Origin of the sequence: Rhizobium sp. BK275 (genome assembly GCF_014193555.1) — a bacterium.
Taxonomy (GTDB): Bacteria; Pseudomonadota; Alphaproteobacteria; order Rhizobiales; family Rhizobiaceae; genus Rhizobium.
In genome coordinates this window covers 715,207-737,809 of the sequence record NZ_JACHZL010000002.1, presented here as the reverse complement: position 1 = coordinate 737,809, position 22,603 = coordinate 715,207, and the positions used below count along the sequence as shown (strand labels likewise).

23 protein-coding genes are annotated in these 22,603 nt (G+C 60.9%); 12 read left to right on the top strand and 11 right to left on the bottom strand.

Translation table 11 applies throughout. The features are described from left to right. On the bottom strand, positions 1–1,515 hold the full coding sequence (gene hisS, locus FHT82_RS09520; protein WP_183728947.1) for a histidine--tRNA ligase: 1,515 nt from the start codon (positions 1,513–1,515) through the stop codon (positions 1–3). 135 nt (positions 1,516–1,650) lie between these two features. On the opposite strand from hisS, the gene FHT82_RS09515 reads away from it, so the two are divergent. The 3 genes from FHT82_RS09515 (at position 1,651) to FHT82_RS09505 (ending at position 3,243) form a co-directional block, all read left to right on the top strand. Beyond that, positions 1,651–2,409, top strand: a complete 759-nt coding sequence (locus FHT82_RS09515; protein ID WP_183728944.1) for a hypothetical protein — start codon at positions 1,651–1,653, stop codon at positions 2,407–2,409. Between the two features lie 40 nt (positions 2,410–2,449). Beyond that, positions 2,450–2,812: a hypothetical protein gene (locus FHT82_RS09510; protein ID WP_183728941.1), complete on the top strand. Its 363-nt coding sequence runs from the start codon at positions 2,450–2,452 to the stop codon at positions 2,810–2,812. A gap of 71 nt (positions 2,813–2,883) precedes the next feature. Continuing rightward, a complete protein-coding gene (locus FHT82_RS09505) occupies positions 2,884–3,243 on the top strand; it encodes a DUF305 domain-containing protein (protein WP_183728938.1) in 360 nt (119 codons plus the stop codon). Positions 3,244–3,312: 69 nt separating this feature from the next. On the opposite strand, the gene FHT82_RS09500 is transcribed toward FHT82_RS09505, so the two are convergent. Continuing rightward, complete coding sequence (locus FHT82_RS09500; RefSeq protein WP_183728936.1) at positions 3,313–4,362, bottom strand: aldo/keto reductase; 1,050 nt, start codon at positions 4,360–4,362, stop codon at positions 3,313–3,315. A 257-nt stretch (positions 4,363–4,619) separates the two neighbouring features. Here FHT82_RS09500 and FHT82_RS09495 point away from each other — a divergent pair, with 257 nt between their 5' ends. Beyond that, positions 4,620–5,324 (top strand): HAD family hydrolase, encoded by a 705-nt coding sequence (locus FHT82_RS09495; protein ID WP_183728933.1) that lies wholly within the window; start codon positions 4,620–4,622, stop codon positions 5,322–5,324. A 6-nt stretch (positions 5,325–5,330) separates the two neighbouring features. Here the strand turns inward: FHT82_RS09495 and FHT82_RS09490 are convergent, their stop codons facing one another. Next, positions 5,331–5,828 carry a hypothetical protein gene (locus tag FHT82_RS09490; protein ID WP_183728929.1) on the bottom strand — a complete coding sequence of 166 codons (498 nt, stop codon included), beginning with the start codon at positions 5,826–5,828 and terminating at the stop codon, positions 5,331–5,333. Continuing rightward, positions 5,825–6,454: a DNA-3-methyladenine glycosylase I gene (locus tag FHT82_RS09485; RefSeq protein WP_183728926.1), complete on the bottom strand. Its 630-nt coding sequence runs from the start codon at positions 6,452–6,454 to the stop codon at positions 5,825–5,827. Before FHT82_RS09485 ends, FHT82_RS09490 begins: the two co-directional genes overlap by 4 nt. Positions 6,455–6,664: 210 nt before the next feature. Here FHT82_RS09485 and FHT82_RS09480 point away from each other — a divergent pair, with 210 nt between their 5' ends. From FHT82_RS09480 to FHT82_RS09470, 3 genes are all read left to right on the top strand, one after another. Then, positions 6,665–7,417: a L,D-transpeptidase gene (locus tag FHT82_RS09480; protein WP_183728923.1), complete on the top strand. Its 753-nt coding sequence runs from the start codon at positions 6,665–6,667 to the stop codon at positions 7,415–7,417. Between the two features lie 136 nt (positions 7,418–7,553). After that, a complete protein-coding gene (locus FHT82_RS09475) occupies positions 7,554–8,225 on the top strand; it encodes a L,D-transpeptidase (protein WP_183728920.1) in 672 nt (223 codons plus the stop codon). 122 nt (positions 8,226–8,347) lie between these two features. After that, entirely contained in the window at positions 8,348–9,043 is a 696-nt protein-coding gene (locus FHT82_RS09470) for an outer membrane beta-barrel protein (RefSeq protein WP_183728917.1), read from the top strand. 15 nt (positions 9,044–9,058) lie between these two features. Here FHT82_RS09470 and FHT82_RS09465 read toward each other — a convergent pair whose 3' ends face one another. The 4 genes from FHT82_RS09465 to FHT82_RS09445 all read right to left on the bottom strand — a co-directional run bounded on the left by FHT82_RS09465 (position 9,059) and on the right by FHT82_RS09445 (position 13,967). Then, positions 9,059–9,499 carry a hypothetical protein gene (locus FHT82_RS09465; protein WP_183728915.1) on the bottom strand — a complete coding sequence of 147 codons (441 nt, stop codon included), beginning with the start codon at positions 9,497–9,499 and terminating at the stop codon, positions 9,059–9,061. A gap of 39 nt (positions 9,500–9,538) precedes the next feature. Further along, positions 9,539–10,849, bottom strand: coding sequence for a glycolate oxidase subunit GlcF (gene glcF / locus FHT82_RS09460; protein WP_183728912.1), 1,311 nt, complete (start codon positions 10,847–10,849; stop codon positions 9,539–9,541). A 470-nt stretch (positions 10,850–11,319) separates the two neighbouring features. After that, on the bottom strand, positions 11,320–12,531 hold the full coding sequence (locus FHT82_RS09450; RefSeq protein ID WP_183728906.1) for an FAD-binding protein: 1,212 nt from the start codon (positions 12,529–12,531) through the stop codon (positions 11,320–11,322). Beyond that, entirely contained in the window at positions 12,528–13,967 is a 1,440-nt protein-coding gene (locus FHT82_RS09445; RefSeq protein ID WP_183728903.1) for an FAD-linked oxidase C-terminal domain-containing protein, read from the bottom strand. The genes FHT82_RS09450 and FHT82_RS09445 overlap by 4 nt, the downstream gene beginning before the upstream one ends. 136 nt (positions 13,968–14,103) lie before the next feature. On the opposite strand from FHT82_RS09445, the gene FHT82_RS09440 reads away from it, so the two are divergent. Then, positions 14,104–15,000, top strand: a complete 897-nt coding sequence (locus FHT82_RS09440) for a LysR family transcriptional regulator (RefSeq protein ID WP_183728900.1) — start codon at positions 14,104–14,106, stop codon at positions 14,998–15,000. Here FHT82_RS09440 and FHT82_RS09435 read toward each other — a convergent pair. Continuing rightward, a complete protein-coding gene (locus tag FHT82_RS09435) occupies positions 14,985–15,863 on the bottom strand; it encodes a LysR family transcriptional regulator (protein ID WP_183728897.1) in 879 nt (292 codons plus the stop codon). The genes FHT82_RS09440 and FHT82_RS09435 overlap by 16 nt on opposite strands. 116 nt (positions 15,864–15,979) lie before the next feature. On the opposite strand from FHT82_RS09435, the gene FHT82_RS09430 reads away from it, so the two are divergent. Further along, a complete protein-coding gene (locus FHT82_RS09430; RefSeq protein WP_183728894.1) occupies positions 15,980–16,966 on the top strand; it encodes a zinc-dependent alcohol dehydrogenase family protein in 987 nt (328 codons plus the stop codon). Positions 16,967–17,089: 123 nt separating this feature from the next. On the opposite strand, the gene FHT82_RS09425 is transcribed toward FHT82_RS09430, so the two are convergent. Both FHT82_RS09425 and FHT82_RS09420 read right to left on the bottom strand, forming a co-directional pair. Next, positions 17,090–18,250: an adenosylhomocysteinase gene (locus tag FHT82_RS09425; RefSeq protein WP_183728891.1), complete on the bottom strand. Its 1,161-nt coding sequence runs from the start codon at positions 18,248–18,250 to the stop codon at positions 17,090–17,092. A gap of 249 nt (positions 18,251–18,499) precedes the next feature. Continuing rightward, positions 18,500–19,378, bottom strand: a complete 879-nt coding sequence (locus tag FHT82_RS09420) for a LysR substrate-binding domain-containing protein (protein ID WP_183728888.1) — start codon at positions 19,376–19,378, stop codon at positions 18,500–18,502. 269 nt (positions 19,379–19,647) lie between these two features. Between FHT82_RS09420 and FHT82_RS09415 the strand changes: the two genes are divergently transcribed. The 3 genes from FHT82_RS09415 (at position 19,648) to FHT82_RS09405 (ending at position 22,471) form a co-directional block, all read left to right on the top strand. Then, the gene (locus tag FHT82_RS09415) at positions 19,648–20,160 is read left to right on the top strand and encodes an NUDIX hydrolase (RefSeq protein WP_183728885.1); all 513 of its coding nucleotides are present in this window, start codon (positions 19,648–19,650) and stop codon (positions 20,158–20,160) included. Positions 20,161–20,222: 62 nt separating this feature from the next. Further along, entirely contained in the window at positions 20,223–21,719 is a 1,497-nt protein-coding gene (locus tag FHT82_RS09410) for an inorganic phosphate transporter (protein WP_183728882.1), read from the top strand. 14 nt (positions 21,720–21,733) lie between these two features. Then, positions 21,734–22,471 (top strand): 16S rRNA (uracil(1498)-N(3))-methyltransferase, encoded by a 738-nt coding sequence (locus FHT82_RS09405; RefSeq protein ID WP_183728879.1) that lies wholly within the window; start codon positions 21,734–21,736, stop codon positions 22,469–22,471. The last annotated feature ends 132 nt before the right edge of the window (positions 22,472–22,603 follow it).

The window sequence follows — 22,603 nt, the reverse complement described above, 5'->3', positions numbered from 1 at the left end:
TCAGCCCGCCCTCTTCCGGTCCTCCGCCTGCGCGGCGAGGATTTCCTTCACCTTGGCGACGAGATCGGTTTCCGCAACGGTTTCCTGCGCCACACGCGCCTCGCGCCAGGTCGTGTTGTCCTCGATCTCGCCAGAGAGGCGCTTGCCCTCGATGAGATCCTTGATCTGGACGACGCCTTGCGCACGCTCGTCGCCACCCTGGATGATGGCGATCGGGCAGCCGCGGCGGTCGGCATATTTCAGTTGGTTGCCGAACTTCTTCCAGTTGCCCTGGAACATCTCGGCGCGGATGCCGGCTGCGCGAAGCTCCTGCGTGAAGCGCTGATAGCGGCCCATGGCCTCGACATCGCCATCCATGACGGTAACAAGCACCGGCTCGATGACATCCTGCTGGCCGAGCTTGCCGAGATTCTTCAGCGCCGTCATCAGGCGCGAGACGCCGATGGAGAAGCCTGTTGCCGGGACGGGCTGGCCCATGAAGCGGGAGACGAGACCATCGTAACGGCCGCCGCCGCCGACGGAACCGAAGACGACCTTCTCGCCCTTTTCGTTGGTGACGTCGAAGAGCAGTTCGGCCTCATAGACAGGGCCTGTGTAATATTCGAGGCCGCGCACGACCGAGGGATCGATCTTGATGCGGTCGGACTGATAGCCGGCGCTGGTGACGAGTGCGCCGATGAAATTCAGCTCTTCGACGCCTTCGCTGCCCTTCTCGGTGCCGGCAACCAGCTCGGCGAGCCGGACGGCGCTTTCGGCATAGTTCTTGATGCCGACGAAGAAGAGGACCTTCTCGATCTGATCGTCGCTGAGTTTCGCGCCCTTGGTGAAGTCACCGGATTCGTCCTTGCGGCCTTCGCCAAGCAGCAGGCGCACGCCATCAGGGCCGAACTTGTCGAGCTTGTCGATGGCGCGTAGGACATTGAGACGCTGGCCGGCCTTGTCGTCGCCGCCGAGGCCGATCGCCTCCAGCACGCCGTCCAGAACCTTGCGGTTGTTGACGCGGATGACATAGTCGCCGCGCTTGATGCCGAGCGCTTCCAGCGTATCGGCCATCATCATGCACATTTCGGCATCGGCCTGGACGCCCGGCGCACCGACCGTGTCGGCATCAAACTGCATGAACTGGCGGAAGCGGCCCGGACCCGGCTTCTCGTTGCGGAAGACGTAACCAGCGCGATAGGTGCGGTAAGGAAGCTGGATCTCGTTGAAATTTTCAGCAACGTGACGGGCAAGCGGCGCCGTCAGGTCGTAACGCAGCGACATCCACTGGTCGTCATCGTCCTGCAGCGAGAAGACGCCCTCATTCGGGCGGTCGCTGTCCGGCAGGAACTTGCCGAGCGCATCGGTATATTCAAACAGCGGCGTTTCGACCGGATCGAAACCATAATGCTCATAGACCTCACGGATCTTCGCGGTCATTTCGTTGACGGCACGGATATCGTCTGGCGAGCGGTCAACGAAGCCGCGCGGAAGACGGGCCTTGAGCTTTTGTGGTTTCTTCTGCTTGTCGTTCATTTCGGGGGAGTTCCACCTATGTGATAGTGGCGGTTTCCTAGCGGATTGGGCGGGGAGCGGCAAGGGCAAGGGCCTTGATACGGCGACCAGAATCGATGGATCGATGCGGAAACGAGCGGATATCAGGATATATCAATGATCGCGGAAGCCCTGCAGTATCTCGCCACACTTGCGCTCACGGGCAACCCGCACCGCCGCTATATCCGCTATTCGGTCAATCTCTGGTCACGCGCCGGTCGCTGCAGCAAGGACTGGGCCGCGCATGAAGAGAGCTGCAAGGATGCCATTCGCACTGCAATCGCGGGCCTTTCACAACGGCGGACTGCCGTCGTGCTCGGCGCCGGACTGCTCCGGGATGTGCCTGTCGAGGAGCTGGCAAAAAGTTTCGACACGGTCGTCCTCGTCGATCTCGTGCATCTGGCATCGGTACGCCTGTGGCTGAAAGCCAGAGGCTTCCGGAACGTCCGGCTGATCGAACGCGATCTCTCCGGCTATGAGGCGCTTGCAGCCAAAGAGGCGGCGGAACCTCTCGGCTTCCTGCGCAGCGTGCCCTATCTCGATTTCGTCGTCTCGGCCAATCTGCTCTCGCAGATCGGGCGCGGCGTAAAGCGGCGATACGAGGCGGAAGCTTCATCCTGGATGCCCGCGGATACTGTGGAACGGCTGATCGCGGCGCATCTTCGAGGGTTGGCAGACCTGCCCTGCCGCACCTGCCTGCTGACGGACATTTCCTATGCCGTCATGGACCGCACCGGCAAAGTGCATGAGGACGTGGATCTACTGCATGGCATTGCGCCGCCCAAGGCAAAGGCCGGCTGGGACTGGCCCGTCGCACCGCTCGGCGAGGAAAGCCGCGACTACCAGATCGTTCACAAGGTCATTGCCACCTGGTGAGATCCTTGGCTTTTTGCCTGTACCTGCCTATGTTTTTCCCATGCGCGCTTTGGCCCTCATGACAATGTTCTTCGGCTGGCTGGTCTACAGCACCATGTCGGCATGGGCGGGCTGTCCGACCTGCGCATCGATGAATATGGCGGTTCAGCCGGAAACCACGTCGCACCACCATATGCACGGCATGGCCAGACCCGATATGGCAGCCAAAAGCGATTCCGCGAAAGATCCCTGCTCCACGAGCGCTGCGCATATGCCGCTCTGTGCCGCTTGCATGGTGCTGCCGGTCGCTGATCTGATTGCCGCCGGCGGCAAACCGGTTTTCGCCTACCCTTCTCCCGCACTCGACCGCGCGCTCAGAGATAACAGGCCCGCGCCGCAGGCGCCTCCTCCTCGTTTTATCTGACGATTTCTTTCACAGAACGGCAGGTGTGAGCTGTTACGCCAACCTATTGTCAGACAGAGGAAGGAACTCTCATGTCTCTGAAAATCACTACTCTTTCCGCACTCATCGCCCTTGCTGCGCCAGCCTTTGCCGAGGATATGCCTGGCATGGACATGTCCAAGCACATGGGCGGCCATGATCCATCCAGCCAGGCCTTCACAGAGGCCAATGACAAGATGCACAAGGACATGATGATCCAATTGAGCGGCGATACCGATGTGGATTTCGTCCGCAGCATGATCCCTCACCATCAGGGAGCGATCGACATGGCGAAGATCGAGCTGCAATACGGAAAGGATCCCGAGATCCGCAAGCTCGCCGAAAGCGTCATCAAGGCACAGGAGGCGGAAATCGCTGAAATGAATGCCTGGCTGAAGAAGCACGCCAAGTAAGCTCATCGCGAGAAATGCGAGGGCCGCCGTCAGAGCAGCGGCCCTTTTTCAATCAAGCCTTTTGCTTGATCAGGCTTTGGGCTCGAAATCGGCCGGCCGGCGGCCGGCCGCCTGGCGAGAAAGCATCCAGCCCGGATATTCCGGAGCCAGCGCACTGACTTCATCAAGCCGCTTGATCTCGTCACCATCGAGCTTCAGCTTGACGGCGGCAAGGTTCTGGTCGAGCTGCTCGACACGCTTGGCGCCGATGATGACGGTCGTCACGAAGGGCTTGGCGAGGATATAGGCGAGCGCCACGGTGGCGACGCTCACGCCATGCTTTGCGGCAATTTCGCGCATGACAGCGACGCAGGCCCAGGCCCGGTCCTTATCGACTGGCGGGAAATCGAAGTTGGCGCGGCGGCCTTCGCCATTGCCCGGTGCGCCCGGACCATATTTGCCCGAGAGAAGACCGCCGGCGAGCGGCGACCAGACCATGAGGCCGAGCTTTTCTTCCTGCAGCAGCGGAACGATATCGCGTTCCAGGTCACGGCCGGCAATCGAATAATAGGCCTGGACGGTCTCGAAACGGGCATAATCCCTGCGCTCGGAAATGCCGAGCGCCTTGGCGATGCGCCAGGCCTGCCAGTTGGAGACGCCGACGTAACGCACCATGCCGCGGGCGACGAGATCATCGAGTGCGCGCAGGGTCTCGTCGATCGGCGTCACCGGATCGGTGGCATGTATCTGATAGAGATCGATATGATCCGTCTGCAGGCGCTTCAGACTGGCTTCCACGGAATCCATGATATGGCCGCGCGAGGCGCCGCGGTCGTTCGGCTTATCGCCCATGACGCCATAGACCTTGGTGGCAATGACGACATCCTTGCGGGGGACGTTGAGGTTCTTCAGCGCCTGACCGAGCAGCCGCTCGGATTCGCCGAAGGAATAAACGTCAGCAGTATCGATGAAATTGACGCCAGCCTCCAGCGAGCGCCGGACGATCTCATCGGCTGCCTTCTGGTCGACATCGGCGATGGCACCCCAAGGAGTACCTTCCTTGGCTTCACCGAAGGTCATGGTGCCAAGGCAGATTTCAGATACGAAAAGTCCGGTATTTCCGAGTTGATTGTAACGCATGTCGAGAAATTCCCTTGTGTCTGCCGCTATGGGGCTTGCGGACTGCTGAACTCTATTTTTTGATTATTGGCCTGCGCGTGACAGGAACAGCCGGGGCTGGCTGCAAGGTGAGGCAAGCTTCATGTAGGTCGCCGGCCCGCGTTTTTCAACGGAACACGGGCACCGTGCGGACCCGTGGCAACGCCCTTGTCTCGACACAGGCCGAGAATAGATTATCTCTCTTATTTTCCACAGGGCGCATTTCAAGAGGTCCGCATATGACCGCCCGACCATTAACGACGATCGGTTTCGATGCCGATGATACGCTCTGGCAGAACGAACATTATTACCGGCTCACGGAAGAGCATTTTACCAGGCTTCTTACCGATTTCGCCGACGGAGCGAAGATTTCCGAACGGCTTCTCGAGGCGGAGAAACGCAATCTTGCCCATTACGGCTTCGGCATCAAAGGCTTCACGCTGTCGATGATCGAGACGGCAATCGAGGTCACCGAGGGCAAGGTGCCGTCCAGCGTGATCGCCAAAATCCTCGATACCGGACGCGACCTTCTGTCCCATCCGGTCGAGACCCTGCCGCATGTGCGCGATACGCTGGAGACGCTTGCGGGGAAATATCTACTGGTGCTGATCACCAAGGGCGACCTCTTCGACCAGGAGCGCAAGCTCGCTCAATCCGGGCTTGGCGACTACTTCGATGCGGTCGAGATCGTCTCGGACAAGACGGCCGTTACTTACCGACGCATCTTCTCGAAGGTCGGCGATGGGCCGGAGAGGGCGATGATGGTCGGCAATTCGTTGAAGTCCGATATCGTGCCGGCCATTGCCGCCGGCAGCTACGGCGTCTTCGTACCGCATGAGCTCACCTGGGTGCTGGAGCGCGTCGAGGAGCCGAAGGAGGCGCCGCGCTTCCGCAAGATCGGCCATCTTGGCGAACTGCACGGCCTGATCGACGGGTTACATTAAGCGAAGCTATTTCCGCTTCGGAAAGAGCGACGGCTGCTCCTGCTGGGCAGGTGCCGGTTGCGTCGGCTGGGGAGCGGCGGCAAGCGGTTCGATCAGGATACTATAGGGGGCGCCCAGCCCGCGGCGCGGGGAGACCTTTGAATAATAGGGACGCAGCAGCCAGGTGGCGTTTTCCTTGACCGTCGTCTCGTAGCTCGTGCCGTCCTCATCGGTGCCGAAAAAGGCCTCGTCATCGGGCTTCGACAGGTCGAAGATCGCGAGAAAGGCATATTTGCTCTTCGTCTCGAAGCTGATCTTCACATGCTGGCCGGTGCGCACGGGCAGAGTATAGACATGGCTGTTGCCGAACTTGGTCCAGCCTTTCAGCTGCATGGTCACGGCCGGAAACTGCAGCTTTTCGAGCTTCTCACCGGGATCGAGCTGCGGCGTCTGCGCAAGGGCTGCGGACGCGGACAGGAAAACTGCTGCGGCAAGGGCGGTAATCGATTTCACGGGCGATTTCATGGGCGCACCAATGCTGCGCGCATCGCCTCCACTTCCGCGCGGCAGTAACAGCCTTCGAGATGATCGTTGACGAGACCCATAGCCTGCATGAAGGCATAAACTGTGGTCGGTCCGACAAAGGTCCAGCCGCGCTTCTTCAAATCCTTCGATATCCTGACTGATGTGGCGGTCGTCGGGTTGGCGACAATATGCTCCCTGTCGACGATATCCGGCCGATCCTCGGGGCTAGGCTCGTAGCTCCAGAAATAGCGCGCCAGGGAGCCGAATTCACTGCGCAGATCGATCGCGCGCCGGGCATTGTTGATCGTCGAGACGATCTTGCCGCGATGGCGGATGATTCCGGCATCGGCGAGGCAGCGGGCGATATCCTCGTCGCCGAAGCGCGCCACTTTCTCGAAATCGAAACCGGCGAAAGCGGCGCGGAAATTCTCGCGCTTGCGCAGGATTGTCAGCCAGGAAAGACCGGACTGGAAGCCTTCGAGGCAGATCTTCTCGAAGAGCCTGATATCATCGGTGACAGGCCTGCCCCACTCTTCATCATGGTAGCGCAGATAGTCGGGCAGATTCGCATGCCAGTGGCAGCGGCTCTTGCCGTCCTTGCCGATGATGATGCCGGTTTCGCTCATGTTTTTATCTCGTTTTTCGGCTGCGAATCCGGCTTTACCATTTGCAAACCTTCTTTCCAAACCGAACGGTAACCCTGACGAAAAGTTTATTCCGTCCGCCGTCTTTTCATGAATTCGTATTTACCATTCGCTGGCGAACGCAGTGGCAGCATGACCGCAGGCGGACAATTCCGCCAGCGCATTTTCGGTCATTTGTAGAGAGTCCGCCCGATGATGAAACCCCTTGTCCTTGCCGCAGCCATGCTCGGCATTCTGTGCACGGCCGCCGTTGCAGACGACCGCTATGCCTCCCGTCCACCCGTCGTGCTGAGCCCCGATCTCACCGCTCCCTGGATCAACCAGCTCGGCGGCGGCCGGGTTCGTCCCGTCGTCTACCAGCGGCCGGTCGTCATGCAGCAGCGCGGCCTCTTCCAGCAGCGTCGCACGGTCATCCAGCGCGCGCCGCAACCGGCGCCGCAGACCGTGTCTGCCATCCGCCCCGGCATTCCCGTCATCCGCGGACAGGTCGAGCCGCAATTCCTGCCGCAGATGGTCGACTACGACACGAAGGAAAAACCCGGTACGCTTGTCATCGATACCAACAACCGCTTCCTTTACCTCGTTATGGATGGCGGCAAGGCCCGCCGCTATGGCGTCGGCGTCGGCAAGCCCGGCTTCGAATGGGCCGGTGCCCACAAGATCACCCGCAAGTCGGAGTGGCCGGACTGGACGCCGCCCTCGGAAATGGTGAGCCGCGAAGCCGCCAAGGGCCATTATCTTCCTGCCCGCATGGATGGCGGCCCGGAAAATCCGCTCGGCGCCCGCGCCATGTATCTCGGCTCCACCCTCTACCGCATCCACGGCACGAATGCGCCCTGGACGATCGGCAGCGCCGTCTCCTCCGGCTGCATCCGCATGCGCAACGAAGACGTGGTCGACCTTTACGATCGCGTCAATGTCGGCACCCGCGTCATCGTGATGTAGAAAGCAAATAACGGACAGCGGGCGGCAAGAACAGCCGCCCGCTGGACAACAAAAAATCGCGTCCCTCACCTCTCCGACTTGAAATTCAAACCGATTTGACTAGCCTCTAGCGGTCCTGAAGGAGAGGGTATCGAAAATGAAGCAATTTCTGAGGCTCGCGGCGGCGGCTGCCGTTGCGTTGTCCTGCACGGTCGTGACTGTCAGCGCAGAGCCGGTCATGACCGCGACCGACGCCGTGCGGGGCGTCAAACAGACCCGCGAGATCAAGCCGCAGTTCCGCAAGCGCGTGGTTCGTCTTAGCACCAGCGAGAAGCCCGGCACTGTTATCGTCGACACCAACAACAAGTTTCTCTACCTCGTAGAAGGTAACAACCGCGCCACGCGCTACGGTATCGGCGTCGGCCGCGACGGCTTCGGCTGGTCGGGTGTCGTGACGGTCGGGCGCATGGCCGAATGGCCGAGCTGGACGCCGCCGGCTGAGATGCGCGCCCGCGAGGCGCGTGCGGGTCACAATCTTCCCGCCGTTCAGCCCGGCGGCCCGGACAATCCGCTCGGCGCGCGCGCCATGTATCTCTACAAGGGCGGCCGCGACACGATCTTCCGCATTCACGGCACGAACCAGCCCTGGACGATCGGCCTCAACATGTCCTCCGGCTGCATTCGCATGATGAACGACGACGTGTCGCATCTTTACAAGCGCGTCTCCGTCGGCACCAAAGTCATCGTCGTCGGCCCCGGCAACAAGCAGGGCAACGTCGCTTTCCAGGACAAGGGCATCGATATCCTGCGCACCATGTTCGGCGGTTGAGCAGCGCTTCCGGCAAAAAATGAAGGCGCACTCGGATGCGCCTTTTTATTTTTTAAAATTGTGACACAGAACTCTGCCAATGAATCGAGCTGATAACCTTTTTGGTCGTTCGGGGATATTCAATGGCATATGCATTGCGTCTTTCCACCTCGCTTCTGGCCACCTCGCTTCTGGCGGGCATTGCGTTTTCCGCTCTTGCATCGGTTGCCGGCACGGCTTCGGCCGAGCATCTGGAATTTTCCATCTACGGCGGTTACCAGACGGCACCGCACAGCCACGTCGACGTTTCCGACGGCACCTCCTTCAGCGCCGGCTGGGAAGGCAAGTCCTTCGGCAGCCCGCCCTATTACGGCGGTCGCGTCACCTGGTGGCTCGGCGACTTCAACCTGTCGAACTGGGGCGTGTCGCTCGACTACACCCACGACAAGGTCTATGCCGACGACGAAACCATGGCGCGTTCGCCGGGCTGGACGCATTTCGAATTCACCGACGGCCTGAACCTCCTGACGGTCAACGGCCTCTATCGCTTCAAGGACCCGGCGCGACCCTGGACCCCCTATCTCGGCGCCGGTGTCGGCGTGAACATTCCGCATGTCGAAGTCACCCGTCCCCAAGGCACGACCTTCGACTACGAATTCGGCGGCGTGACCTTCCAGGCGCAGGCCGGCGTCGACTACCGCATCACCGACAACTGGTCGACCTTCGTGGAATACAAGGGCACCTATTCGCGCGTCGACGTGCCGATCGACAGCGGCGACCGTCTGAAGACGAATATCGTCACCAAAGCGGTCAACGTCGGTATTTCATACCACTGGTAGATTCGTGCTGCGGGACTATTTCGTGCCGCAACTCACCTTGCCTTCCACAACGAAGAAGCTGGCGCCGCTTTCGATCCGCAGCGCGTAGGTGCCGCCGAAATTCTGCGAAGGCTTGCCATGCTCGCCGGCGAGAACCGCGAGATCCAGCGTCTCGCTTCCGGTATCGTCACTTTCCGTATCGAAGACTTCCAGGCGCAGGTCGCCATCGCGCGACCAACGATTCGTGAGATCCTTCGATTCGAATATCCGCTTGTTGAAGCTTTGGGATCTGGAAGCGTCCTTGAGCATCAGCGCGCCGCGAAAATGGATGAGCTTGTGGCCGCCTCCGTCTTCAAACGCGCTTTCGAGGGTAAAGCGCACGTCCCTGTCATCGGCAGAACAGAAATATCTGACATCGGCGTGCGCCGCACCAGCCGCGCCGAGCAACACGCCAAGCACCATCAATCCGCGCCACATAGCCAAAACTCCCTGCGATCCGCCAATGAATCGGTGCTCTCAGGCTAGCGGCAAACCTCTTAATTTTTCAGGCACAGAGCCCCCGTAAGCCCAATCCAGGAGTTCGACCGTATGCAGGATCGGCGTTGATGTGCCCGACCTTATCTGGGTAATGCAGCCGATATTGCCTGTCGCGATGATATCCGCCTTTGTGGCCTCGATGTTCTTGACCTTGCGGGTCTTGAGGGCCGCGGAAATATCCGCCTGCATGATGTTGTAGGTACCGGCCGAGCCGCAGCAGAGATGGCCTTCCGCCGGATCGCGAACGGTAAAACCTGCTGCCTTGAGCAGATGCTTCGGCGCCATGGTGATCTTCTGGCCGTGCTGCATGGAGCAGGCGGAATGATAGGCAACCGTAATGCCCCTCGGCATGTGCGCAGGCAGTTCCAGCCCAACAAGATATTCGGTGATGTCCTTGGCAAGAGCCGAGACGCGCGCCGCCTTGCCGGCATAGGCCGCGTCAAGGCGCAGCATGTGGCCGTAGTCTTTGATCGTCGTGCCGCAGCCGGAAGCGGTGATGATGATCGCGTCGAGGCCGCCAGCCTCGATCTCGCGGGTCCAGACATCGACATTGGCGCGGGCGGAGGCGAGAGCCTGTTCCTCGCGTCCCATGTGGTGGACCAGGGAACCGCAGCAGACCTCGCCCTCGGGGACGACGACCTCTATACCAAGGCGTGTCAGCAGCCGGATGGTCGCCTCGTTGATGGCGGGATCGAGAACGGGCTGCGCACAGCCGGTGAGGATCGCCACGCGCCCGCGGCGTTCGGCCTGCGGCTCATGCCGGCCGGGCTTAGCGAAGGGCGATGATGCCGGAATGCTTGATGGCGCAAGCGCGAGCATGGCGGCAAAGGGCTTCAGCGCGGGTCCGCGCATCAGGCCGGCAAAGGGACGACCGATGCGGGCCAGCGCAAGCGCCGCCCGAAAGCGACCGGGATAGGGCAGTACCGCTGCCAGGATGGCCCGCGTCAGCCGGTTCATGAACGGCCGCTTATAGGTCTTTTCGATGTGAACCCGGGCATGGTCGACGAGATGCATGTAATCGACGCCGGAAGGACAGGTCGTGGTGCAGGCGAGGCAGGACAAACAGCGGTCGATATGGGTGACGACCTCGGTATCGGCCGCACGGTCGTTTTCCAGCATGTCCTTGATGAGATAGATGCGCCCGCGCGGGCTGTCGAGCTCGTTGCCGAGGGTCACATAGGTCGGACAGGTGGCGGTGCAGAAACCGCAATGCACGCATTTGCGCAGGATCTGCTCGGATTCGGCCACATGCGGATCGGCAAGCTGGGCGAGCGTAAAGTTGGTCTGCATCTAGGATGCTCTCGAAACGTCCGATAGGCGGGATAGGATTATAGCCCAATCAGCCTCCCCTATCTCAATCGGACTGAAAACTGCTGTGCCTACCGCTTTGAAAACACTGGTCACGTTTGTTTTCCCAGTATCTTTATTAAAGGGTAACTCCATTGCAGCCCTGTGGGCATCCCAATGCTTTCGCGGGGTACCGAGTGGATATATGCCAAATGGCATTTTCCACACTTCTGGCCAGACCATTTTCTCTTCTCCAGAAATATCTGGTGAGGAAGTAATAATAAACGGTGTTGTAAAGGATTTATAATCCGGGTGGCTGCAATAGATGAGTCCTACTTGACCAACAAGGACACTCTTCGCCCTTGTTTCGCGACCCTTCATCACATTTGCATCTGCATTTGAGACGGCCCATCGGCCAGCGCCAATGCCTGCCCATATATTAGTTACATTCATACAAGTAAAAACATACATTTTCATCGGTCAGCCCAGCCCATCTTGCCCGGATTGAATATCCCTGCCGGATCGAACTTTTCCTTCACGCGGCGTGACAACAAGGCCACCGCTTCTTCCTCGGGATGGAAAGCCGATATCGCCGCCCTCGCATTGGCGGGCGCACGGATCAGCGTCGCATGACCGCCGCCAAGCGCCTTGACGAAGCGGCGGACGAGATCGGCCTCCGGATCGGCTTCCATGCGCATCCAGACGAGACCACCCTGCCAGTCATAGAAGGCATCGACGCCGGCTTCGAGCCTCAAGGCCGCAACGAGCTGGTGGCCGATGCTTGGCGCCATGGACACGCGCCAGACGGGCCGCGCGGTTCCGTCGGCATAGGGTGCCACGTCGCGAATCTCCTGCCAGAGCTGCCGGCTGGCGGCCGCATCGAGCCTCGTGGCCGGACCGAACGACCCCATCGCCGACAGAAGCTTTGCCGCGCGTGAGTCCACCGAGCCGGGCAGGCCTTCGATGCGCAGCACCGTCGCCTCTTCCTCCGGCAGCTTGCCGCCGAGGAATTTCCAGGTCACGGTCAACGGCAGATGGGCGGCACCCGAGACTTCCACCGGCAGAGCCATGGCTGCGGCCATGGCATTTGCGGCCTCGGCATCGTTGAGACCGGAGATGACGATGGTTTCCTCAGTCTTAGGGCGCGGCGGCACGCGAAAGGTCACCTCTGTCAGGAAACCGAGCGTGCCGTACGAACCGGCAAGCAGCTTCACCAGATCGAGACCGGTGACATTCTTCATCACCCGGCCGCCGGCCTTGATGATCTCGCCTTTGCCGTTGACGAAGCGGATGCCGAGCAGACTGTCGCGCGCCGCACCCGCCACGAAGCGGCGCGGACCGGAGACGTTGGCGGCAAAGACGCCGCCGATCGTCGGTTCACCCGACGTGCCCATCAAGGCGCGGTGATCCATGGGCTCGAAGGCCAGCATCTGGCTGTTTTCGGCCAGCGCTGCCTGGACTTCGGCAAGCGGCGTGCCCGCCTTTGCGGTCATCACCATCTCACCGGGATTATAGCCGACAATGCCGGAAAGGCCGGTCGAGCGCAGGCGATCTTCCGCCTCAACGGCATTGCCGAAGCCCGAGCGCGTGTCGCCGCCGCTGATGGCGAGCGCTCTGCCCTCTTGTGCATGCGCACGGATGATTGCTGCGGCTTCCTCTTCGCTTGCCGGCACCAGATCGATCATGCGGCCGAACGCCCCTCGAGCGGGAAAACCTTGGAAGGGTTCAGCAGCCATTGCGGATCGAAGGCGGCGCGTGCCGCCATCTGCTGGGCAAGATCGGCCTCGGAATATTGATGGCGCATCAGGTCACGTTTCTCGATGCCGACGCCGTGTTCGCCGGTCAGGCAGCCGCCGGCATCGACGCAGAGCTTCAGGATATCGTTGCCGGCCGCTTCGGCCTTGGCGGCATCCTCGGGATCATTGGCATTGAAGAGGATCAGCGGATGCATGTTGCCGTCGCCGGCATGGAAGACATTGGCAACGCGCAGGCCGTAACTTGCGACGATCTCCGACGTGCGTCGCAGCACATGCGAAAGCTGGCTCAGCGGCACCGTGCCATCCATGCAGATATAATCGGCGATGCGGCCGGTGGCGCCGAAAGCAGACTTGCGACCCTTCCAGATCAGCGCCGCCTCGGTTGCCGACTGGCATTCGCGCACCGTCTTGACGCCGTGTCTACGGGCGATGTCGACGATGCTTTTCAGCATGTCGTCCATTTCCGCTTCCGATCCTTCGACCTCGACGATCAGCAACGCGCCGACATCGAGCGGGTAGCCGGCATGGGCGAAGGCCTCGCAGATCTCGATCGCCGGCTTGTCCATGAATTCGATGGCAACGGGAATGATGCCGGCGGCGATCACATCGGCAACGCAGCGGCCGGCTTCCACGGAGCTTTCGAAACCGAATAGCACCGGGCGGGCACCCTCCGGCTTGGCGATGAGCCGCACGGTCGCTTCGGTGACGATCCCGAGCTGGCCCTCATGGCCGCAGACGAGGCCGAGCAGATCGTAGCCTGCTGCATCCAGGGCCTTGCCGCCGAGTTCGATCACCGTGCCGTCGGTCAGCACCATCTTGACACCGAGCAGGTTGTTGGTCGTCACGCCATATTTCAGACAGTGTGCGCCACCGGAATTCATGCCGATATTGCCGCCGATCGTGCAGGCGAGCTGGGAGCTCGGGTCCGGCGCATAGAAGAAACCATCCGCGGAGACGGCTTCCGAAATGTTGAGATTGGTGACACCGGCCTGAACGACGGCGCAGCGATTGGCGAAGTCGATTTCGAGGATGCGGTTCATCTTCGACAGGCCGAGGACAACCGCATCTTCCTGCGGGATCGCACCGCCCGAAAGCGACGTGCCGGCGCCCCGCGGGACGACCGGAATGCCGTAGCGATGACAGTATTTCATGACGGTCGCCACTTCCGCCGTCGAGCGTGGCAGGGCGACGGCGAGCGGCAGGCGGCGGTAAGAAACGAAGGCATCCGTCTCGAACGGCACGAGTTCGCGCGCTTCATGGATCAGACATTCCGGCGGCAGGAGATCGATGAGATCGGCAACGATGTCCTTGCGGCGCGCCAGGACATCGGGACGTGGAGCGAGAAACGAAATGGCGTCGGACATGGCGTTCTCCCTCGGCCGGCATCACGGAAACCGGCCGCAAATCCTCCCTGCGAACGGTTCCTTCGGCTTAGCACTTTCCCGAAACCGGCGCAAATGTTAAGCACTTATGCCAAAAGGGAAAAAGTTATAAAAGCTTATGACCAATCTGGGTGATCTCGAAATCTTTGCCAAGGTCGTTTCGACCGGCAGCATGTCGCTCGCCGGTCGCGCGCTCGGCTTTTCCCCTGCCGTCGTTTCCAAGCGCATCAAGCGGCTGGAAGACCGGCTCGGCACACGGCTTCTGCAGCGTACAACGCGGCAGATCTCGCTGACGGAAGCCGGCCAGGGTTTTTACGACCGCGTGCTCGGCATTCTGGCGGGGCTGGAAGAGGCGGAATTCTATATTTCCGGTCGCTCGGCGCAGATGCACGGCACGCTGAAGATCTCCGCCCCCACCTCCTTCGGGCGGATGCATATCGCGCCGCATCTGAAAGCCTTCATGGAGGCGCATCCGGAGCTCGCCATCAACCTAGTGCTGACGGATGAGTTCAGCGATATCATCGGCGGCGGCTTCGACCTCGCCATCCGCATTGCGGAGCTGACCGATTCCAGCCTCGTCGCACGCCGGCTGGCGCCCGTGCGCCGCGTGCTCTGTGCCTCGCCTGACTATGTTGCCGCCCATGGCATGCCAAAACATATCGAAGAGTTGAAGCAGCACCGCTGCCTGCCGGCCCACAACAACGACGTCTGGCGGCTCGACGGCCCGGATGGAGCCTTCAGCCTGCGGCCGGAGGGCATGCTGATCACCAATTCCAGCGAGGTAATCCGCGAAACGGTGATTGCCGGCCTCGGCATTGCGCTGCGCTCCACCTGGGACATTGGCGAGGAGCTGAAGAACGGCAAGCTCGTGCAGGTGCTGCCCGCCTATGAGGGCTCGCACAATGTCACGCTCTCGGCGGTTTACCCAAGCCGGCAGTTTCTGCCGGCCAAGGTTCGACTGTTCATCGATTTTCTGGCCGAGCTCTACGGCCCGGTTCCCTACTGGGAGCGCTGAGGTTCAGCTGATTGATGCGCGAGCCGTTCGATGATGAGATCGAGCAGCGCCCTCAACCGGGCGAGCCGCCGCATGTCACGGTGATAGCCGACCCATGTGTCGCGGCCGGGCGGCGCTTCGCCAAGATCGACCGGCTCGATGGCTGGAATGGCATCGCCAAGCGGCCGCGGCAGGACGGCGAGACCGGCGCCTCGGGCACAAAGGGTCGCCTGCACATCCCTGTTATTGCTGCGCATGGTGATCTCGGCCTTCGGCAACAGCCGCTGCAGCCAGCCGACATCGGGCATGCCGCCGAAGGCCTCGTCCATGGTGACGAGCCGGGAGCCCGCGCCATCGCCCGCCTCCGGATGCGGCAAGCCGCGGCGGATATAGAGACCATAATCGATATGCAGGAGCTTGCGGGATATGACCTCCGTCTCGGTGAAAGGCGCGATCCGGAAGACGATATCGGCCTCGCGTCGTGAGAGGCTGAGAAGCCGGCTGTCGGTCAAGAGCTCGATGACGACCTTGGGATAGGTGGTAGAAAACTCAGCCAGAACCGGTGACAGGACATGGGCGCCGAACCAATCCGACGAGGAGAGCCGCAGCAAGCCGTCGAGCTGCCTGTTCTGGCCGGCGAGTTCGCGCTCCAGACCGAACGCCTCCTCTTCCATACGTTCGGCATGGGCAAAGACCGTCGCTCCCTCATCCGTCAGCACGAACCCTTCGGCCGTGCGCTGGAAAAGCGTCTGGCCCAGCGAGGCCTCAAGCGCCCGCAGCCGGCGTCCCATGGTCGGCTGGGTCAGGCCAAGGCTGCGTGCGGCAGCACCCAGCGTCCCGAGCCGGGCAATCGCCAGGAAGAGTTTCAGGTCGCTCCATTCCAAGTGCTTAATTCCAGGGCTCAGCTTCAAACAAAAATGCATGGTTTTCATTCGTTATCTTTGATTTCCATTCAGAATTCAATGCGGCATTCTGCGGCCAACAAACCAAGGAGAGTTTCATGAGCACGATGAAAGCAGCACTTGTCGAAGCACAGAATACCGAATTCACCATTGCCGAGATCGAAAAGCCTGTTGCCCGGGCGGGCCAGATCCTCGTCCGCATCAAGGCCGCGGCGCTCAATCCGTTGGATCTCAAGATCCGCGCCAATGAGGCTGCTCATGCCCGTCATCCCCTGCCCGCCATTCTCGGCATCGATATGGCCGGCATCGTCGAAGCGGTCGGCCCCGGTGTGACCGGCTTTCGCGCCGGTGACGAGGTCTATGGCATGACCGGAGGCGTGGGTGGCCTGCAGGGATCGCTTGCCGAATTCGCAGCCGTCGATGCCGATCTCGTCGCGCTCAAGCCGCGTAATCTTTCCATGCGTGAGGCCGCTGCCCTGCCGCTGATTGCGATCACCGCCTGGGAAGGTCTCGAAGAACGCACCCAGGTGAGAGCGGGCCACAAGGTGCTGGTCATCGGCGGCGGTGGTGGCGTCGGCCATATCACCGTGCAAATGGCCGTTGCCGCCGGTGCCGAAGTCTATGCCGTCGACGGCGGTTCGAAGGCTGAATACATCAGCAGTATCGGTGCCACGCCGATCGACTATGGGGTTGCGACCGTCGATGACTATGTCGCCCGGTATACGGACGGGAAGGGTTTCGACATCGTCTATGATACGATCGGCGGAAAGGGCCTCGATGCTGCCTTCCAGGCCGTCGCCAAGTTCGGCCATGTGGTCACCAGCCTGGGCTGGGGTACGCATTCGCTGGCACCGCTCTCCTTCAAGGGAGCGACCTATTCCGGTGTCTTTACGCTGGCACCGCTTCTGACCGGCGAGGACCGCGCCCATCATGGCGATATCCTCAGGCATATTGCCACACGCGTCGAAGCCGGAACGTTGATGCCAAATCTGGACCCACGTCCATTTTCTCTCGCAGAGGTTGGCGAGGCCTACCGGCTACTGGAAAGCCGTGAGGCTGAAGGCAAGGTCGTGGTAGAGATCTGACGCTCTATCTCTTTGTTTTCCGGCAATTCCGGACGCAAAACCGACACGTACTTTCGCTGAATTGCTTTCTTGTTTTACGCAATTCCACACGCAAAACCGCTGCACACTTTTGCTGGAATTGCTTTAGCGCGCCAGATCGAGATAGGCGCGCGCGACCATCGCGTCGATATCCGCCGGCACCGGCACGATGCAGGATTCTGCGCCGACGCCGCGCTTTGCGACCCGCTCTAGGCAGCGGGCCTGCAAGGTGAAGCCGAGGTCCATGGACTCGACCGAGTTACCGAGCGGGCGCGGACCGGCGAGATTGGCCATATGGCCGCCGCCGAGTACGTGGAAGGACCGGCCGTCCTTCAGGTGGAAGGTCTCGATATGATCGGCTTCGTAGCGATCGATACCAACGACATCGGGATGGCTGCGGAAGGCTGCGACATCGATCTCGTGCGGGAAATGACCGCCATTCATCAGGATCGCGCCGTCCTTGATGAGCGGCAGATCACCGGCGGTGACGATATCGGGGAAGCCGGTCACTGTTGCGATGACATCGGCAGAACGGATCGCCTGTTCGCGCAGCGGCGTGACGAAACCGTCGAGATGCGCCTCGAGGCTGGTGACCGGGTCGATATCGACGACATTGACCATCGAAAAGGCATTGCGGAAGCAGGCTGCCGTGCCCTTGCCGCAGGCGCCATAACCGAAGACCGTCACGCGCTTGCCATTGGTGGAGCGGTTGGTGAAGCGCATGTAGCTTTCGAACAGGCTCTGGCCGACGGCATGCTTGTTTTCGGCGAATTGCTTGATCGGACTGTCATTGATGACGAGGATCGGCATCGCGAGTTTCTCGCGCATCGGCAGCAGCCGGGTGCGGCCTGAGGTCGTCTCTTCCGTGCCGCCGAGCAGATTGGCATAGGGCCTCTCGGCTGCGATGGCGAAAAGATCGCCGCCATTGTCCAGCAGCAGATCAGGCTTTTCGGCGACGACGGCCTCAAGGCTCTGATGATGGGCGATGGAGTCGGTCGTCTGGGTTGCGAAGACGGTGAAGCCTTGGGCGCGCAGGAATTCTACCGTCGCCGGTTGCGTGCTGTTCAGGTTGCCGGTGCAGACGAGGTGCGCGCCGCCGGCCCGCAAGGTCATGAGCAGAGCCACGGTCTTCGGCTCCAGATGAATGCCGGTGCCGATGGACAGGCCATCAAAAGGCCGCGTCCTTTCGAATTCCGCTGCCGTTGCCTTCAGCAGGCGGCAACTGTTGCCGATCCAGTCGATGCGTGTCGCAAGCTTTTCCGTCATATGCCCTTTCGTTTCCTCTGATCTAGAGCCTTTCCTGGTTAGATTGAAGCATTCTGTTGGCTCAAACGGGCCGCCTGATCGACCGGCCGGCTTGGCCGTAGATTGGGCTACGACGCGCGCCGGCCGGTCGACCATCCGACTCCGTTTGAGCCAACAGAATGCTTCAATCTAACCAGAAAAGGCTCTAGCGAAGCGGAGATAGGGCCGGCATGGAGATATTTCTGATGAAAGGGCAGAAAAACTGCCCCTTCAGGATGCGCCGCCGGAGCGCAGCAGCCAGTTTCGGAGCGCAGTAAGGGCAGGCCGTTTTGCATCTGATGTGCGGCAGCAGAGGCTATAGCCTGCCGGGCGGCGGATGAAGCCATAGGGGGCAACCAGGATGCCGCGGCTGAGATCGTCCTCGATCGAGGCTTTCGGCGCCAGCGCAATGCCGAGGCCGGATCGGGCTGCACCCAGCGCCAGCAACAGATCCTCGAATTCGCGCCGGCGGGAAAAGACAACCGGCAGCGTGCCGCTTTCGGCGAACCATTCGGCCCAGAGCTTCGGCGCGCTACGGCTGACGAGAATGGTCATATCCGCCATTGCTTCAGGATCACCTGAAAGTCCGGCAGCAAGCGCCGGTGTGACGACCGGTCCGAACTCATCCTCCATGAAGCGCGTTTCTGTCATCCCGGCAGAGGAGCGCTGCTCGCCTCCCATGATGACGGCATCGAAATCCGGATGTTGGGACAGCGGCTCGACGACGGTCATGGGAACGATATCGATCTCAACAGCGCCGAGGCTTGTCTGCATGTCAACCGCGCGCGGCATCAGCCACCAGATGGCAAAAGCCGAGGGCACTCCGAGACGGATGCGCTTCCTATCCGCCTCCTCAAATTCATCGGCCGCCCGCTTCAATATGGTCAGGGCAGTACCGGCGGCCTCGGCAAAGGCGCTCGCCTTTTCGGTCGGGACCAGCCTGCGGCCGTCACGCACGAAGAGCTTCCTGCCGAGGTGATCTTCGAGTGTCGCAATCTGCTGGCGCACGGCGCCGCGCACCACGCCCAGCTCTTCGGCCGCCTTCAAAATGCTGCCATGGCGGCATACGGCTTCGAAGGCACGGATCGCATTGAGAGGTGGAAGTCGCATAGTTACCACATTGTCGAAAATCGCAGTGGATCAGATGATCGCGGCATTGAACGGAATGCAAGATCGGACCATATTGTACAGCTGTGCAAGACGACGTATTCGGGACAGGAAATGGCGGAATTTCCGAACCTGCTCCACTTTGATTTTTCCTATGTACAATGAATCAAATCATGTTCCGGCTCGTTTTGCACGTATGGATCGCGCAAGCTTTTCATAGGATACTAAAATAATAACGACTCAGATCAACGATCGTAAAGGTGACCCGACAATTGACCCTTCTTGCCCGCCTGGCTTCTGATGTGCAACTCATGTTTCGGCGTCCGCCGCGACAGCAATATGCTGCGCTCTGCTACCGGGTGAAAAAGAAGTCGGGTGAGCTCGAAGTTCTGCTGATGACCAGCCGTGATACAGGGCGCTGGGTGATCCCCAAGGGCTGGCCGATGAACCGCAAATGCGCCTATGAAGTTGCGGCTCAGGAAGCCCTGGAAGAGGCCGGCGTGCGCGGCACGGTGGAGACCGAAACGCTCGGCCACTATACCTACCAGAAGGTCTTGCGCGACGGCCTGAAGGTGACCTGCAAGGTTCAGGTCTATGCCCTCGAAGTGACCGGTGCGACGAAGAATTTCAAGGAAAAGGGCGAGCGAACCATCGAGTGGGTTTCCTGCGACGAAGCGGTCAAGCGCGTCCAGGAACCCGAATTGCGCAACCTGTTCCTCGCCTTTAAACGGCGCATGGCCGAAAAGCTTTCCAGCGGCATTCCGAAACAAATTCCGGCGGAATGAGTCTTGCCATCTTGTGCTGCTAGAAAAGGCGGCGCAAAAGCAGGACTTAGCCAGGAAACAGAATGCCGCAACGCAACGCCGTCCTCACGAAACGCACGCTTGATAAGGATCTCGACAAATTTACCCATGTCGAGGATGCGGCCAAGCACGTCTCGCGACGGTTGGTGACGCCGGGACTTGGCCTGATCTTTCTCGGCCTCGCCATGCTTTTTGCCGGCGTCTACGTGTTCGACAGGCCGGGCGCAGTGCTGGTAATTGCTGCCGCAGCACTTGCCGCCTACATGGCCATGAACATCGGTGCCAACGACGTGACGAACAATGTCGGCGCGGCCGTCGGCGCGCGTGCTATCACCATGAAGCAGGCGCTGATCATCGCCGCAATCTTCGAGGTGCTAGGGGCGACGATCGCGGGCGGCGAGGTCGTCAAGACGATTTCCTCCAGCATCGTCGATACGGTGCAGGTCCCTCCGGCGACACTCGGCTGGATCATGATGGCGGCGCTCACGGCTGCAGCACTCTGGATCAACCTCGCCACATGGATGAATGCACCGGTTTCGACGACGCACGCGATCGTCGGCGCCGTGATCGGGGCAGGCTTCGGTGCTGCAGGACCGGAGCCCGTCAACTGGCGGGTGATGCTGGAAATCACGGCAAGCTGGATAACTTCGCCATTGATCGGCGGGCTGATCGCTGCCGGGCTGCTCTATCTGGTGAAGACCCTCATCGTCTATCGCGAGGACAAGATCGCTGCCGCCCGGCAGTGGGTGCCCGTGATGATCGCCGTCATGGCCGGCGGCTTCACGGCCTATATGGTGTTGCAGCTTGCGCCGCAGGGACGGTATTCGTCGCTGACGATCCTTCTGATCGGCATCGGCATCGGGCTCGTCAGCTGGCTTGTCGTGCAGCCGCTCATCCTGCGGCAGGCGGAGAACCTCGAAAACCGCAACAGTTCACTTCGCACGCTGTTCCACTTTCCGCTAATCGGCTCGGCCGCGCTGCTCTCCTTCGCGCATGGCGCAAACGACGTTTCGAATGCGGTCGGCCCACTCTCGGCCATCGTTCACTCGGCCGGTATCGCTGATAACAGCATGACCGGTCATCCGCCGCTCTGGGTCATGCTGATCGGCGCTTTTGGAATCTCGGTCGGCCTCCTGCTTTTCGGGCCGCGCCTCATCCGGCTCGTCGGTGAGGAGATCACCAAGCTCAACCCGATGCGTGCCTATTGCGTGGCGCTCTCGACTGCCTTCACCGTCATCTTCGCCTCCTGGCTCGGCCTGCCGGTCAGCACCACGCATATTGCCGTCGGTTCAGTCTTCGGCGTCGGCTTCTTCCGCGAATGGTACACGCGCCATTCGAAGCGTCGTATCGAATTCATACGCCGCAAGGGCGAAAGCTTCGAGATCGACGAGCCTGAGCCGAACGTCCACGAAGCCCGTCGGCGCTATCTCGTCCGCCGTTCGCACGTCATGACGATCGTCGCAGCCTGGGTCATCACCGTGCCGGTTTCGGCTGCGCTTGCGGCCATGATTTATTGGGTTATGTTCGCGCTCTTCCTATGAGTCAGGGTCCCAGGATGCGCGCCAATTTCCGCATGCAGCGGCTTTTCATCGATGCCCCCTTGTCAAAGGGCGCTGCCATCGAGGCCAATGCCGACCAGTTCAACTATCTCGCCAACGTCTTGCGCATGGAAGAGGGTGCGGACATCCTTCTCTTCAACGGCCGCGACGGCGAATGGAAGGCGAGCCTCTCCTTCCCGACCCGCAAGCGCATCCTGCTGTCAGCCACCGAGGAGACCCGGCCGCAGCCCGCACCCTCCGACCTGCACTATCTTTTCGCGCCGCTGAAGGTCGGCCGCATGGATTATCTGGTGCAAAAGGCAGTGGAAATGGGCGCCGGCCTGCTGCAGCCGGTCATGACCCAGCATGTGCAGGGCAAGATCACCAATCTCGACAAGATCCGCGCCAACGTCATCGAGGCAGCCGAACAGTGCGGCATTCTCGGCATTCCCGATGTCGCCAAGCCCGTGCGGCTTGCCGATCTGCTCGACCACTGGCCTGCAGACCGGCGCATCATCTATTGCGATGAGGGCGATGCCGGGCAGAACCCGCTGCCGCTGCTTTCCAGGGTGACGGAAAGGAAGCTTGCGCTTCTGGTCGGCCCGGAAGGCGGCTTCTCCGAAGAGGAGCGGACACGCCTGCGCAGCCTCGACTTCGTGACCGCAATCCCGCTCGGTCCGCGCATCCTGCGCGCCGACACGGCCGCGGTCGCAGCGATGGCGGTGATACAGGCTGCAATCGGCGATTGGAATTGACTTTTGAACGTCGGTTCTCTGGAAAGGCCTGCTATTTTTTTGATGACCTGTTGAAAGAATTTCACTTGCAACTTAGCTGGCTTGGGCACTAATCACCCTTCCAATTACCCCGGCTCCGGCCTTCCCGAATAC

Excerpts from the sequence above, each read along its gene's own strand:
- hisS (WP_183728947.1), bottom strand. The coding sequence starts at position 1,515 with ATGAACGACAAGCAGAAGAAACCACAAAAGCTCAAGGCCCGTCTTCCG.
- FHT82_RS09515 (WP_183728944.1), top strand. The coding sequence starts at position 1,651 with ATGATCGCGGAAGCCCTGCAGTATCTCGCCACACTTGCGCTCACGGGC.
- FHT82_RS09510 (WP_183728941.1), top strand. The coding sequence starts at position 2,450 with ATGCGCGCTTTGGCCCTCATGACAATGTTCTTCGGCTGGCTGGTCTAC.
- FHT82_RS09505 (WP_183728938.1), top strand. The coding sequence starts at position 2,884 with ATGTCTCTGAAAATCACTACTCTTTCCGCACTCATCGCCCTTGCTGCG.
- FHT82_RS09500 (WP_183728936.1), bottom strand. The coding sequence starts at position 4,362 with ATGCGTTACAATCAACTCGGAAATACCGGACTTTTCGTATCTGAAATC.
- FHT82_RS09495 (WP_183728933.1), top strand. The coding sequence starts at position 4,620 with ATGACCGCCCGACCATTAACGACGATCGGTTTCGATGCCGATGATACG.
- FHT82_RS09490 (WP_183728929.1), bottom strand. The coding sequence starts at position 5,828 with ATGAAATCGCCCGTGAAATCGATTACCGCCCTTGCCGCAGCAGTTTTC.
- FHT82_RS09485 (WP_183728926.1), bottom strand. The coding sequence starts at position 6,454 with ATGAGCGAAACCGGCATCATCATCGGCAAGGACGGCAAGAGCCGCTGC.
- FHT82_RS09480 (WP_183728923.1), top strand. The coding sequence starts at position 6,665 with ATGATGAAACCCCTTGTCCTTGCCGCAGCCATGCTCGGCATTCTGTGC.
- FHT82_RS09475 (WP_183728920.1), top strand. The coding sequence starts at position 7,554 with ATGAAGCAATTTCTGAGGCTCGCGGCGGCGGCTGCCGTTGCGTTGTCC.
- FHT82_RS09470 (WP_183728917.1), top strand. The coding sequence starts at position 8,348 with ATGGCATATGCATTGCGTCTTTCCACCTCGCTTCTGGCCACCTCGCTT.
- FHT82_RS09465 (WP_183728915.1), bottom strand. The coding sequence starts at position 9,499 with ATGTGGCGCGGATTGATGGTGCTTGGCGTGTTGCTCGGCGCGGCTGGT.
- glcF (WP_183728912.1), bottom strand. The coding sequence starts at position 10,849 with ATGCAGACCAACTTTACGCTCGCCCAGCTTGCCGATCCGCATGTGGCC.
- FHT82_RS09450 (WP_183728906.1), bottom strand. The coding sequence starts at position 12,531 with ATGATCGATCTGGTGCCGGCAAGCGAAGAGGAAGCCGCAGCAATCATC.
- FHT82_RS09445 (WP_183728903.1), bottom strand. The coding sequence starts at position 13,967 with ATGTCCGACGCCATTTCGTTTCTCGCTCCACGTCCCGATGTCCTGGCG.
- FHT82_RS09440 (WP_183728900.1), top strand. The coding sequence starts at position 14,104 with ATGACCAATCTGGGTGATCTCGAAATCTTTGCCAAGGTCGTTTCGACC.
- FHT82_RS09430 (WP_183728894.1), top strand. The coding sequence starts at position 15,980 with ATGAGCACGATGAAAGCAGCACTTGTCGAAGCACAGAATACCGAATTC.
- FHT82_RS09425 (WP_183728891.1), bottom strand. The coding sequence starts at position 18,250 with ATGACGGAAAAGCTTGCGACACGCATCGACTGGATCGGCAACAGTTGC.
- FHT82_RS09420 (WP_183728888.1), bottom strand. The coding sequence starts at position 19,378 with ATGCGACTTCCACCTCTCAATGCGATCCGTGCCTTCGAAGCCGTATGC.
- FHT82_RS09410 (WP_183728882.1), top strand. The coding sequence starts at position 20,223 with ATGCCGCAACGCAACGCCGTCCTCACGAAACGCACGCTTGATAAGGAT.
- FHT82_RS09405 (WP_183728879.1), top strand. The coding sequence starts at position 21,734 with ATGCGCGCCAATTTCCGCATGCAGCGGCTTTTCATCGATGCCCCCTTG.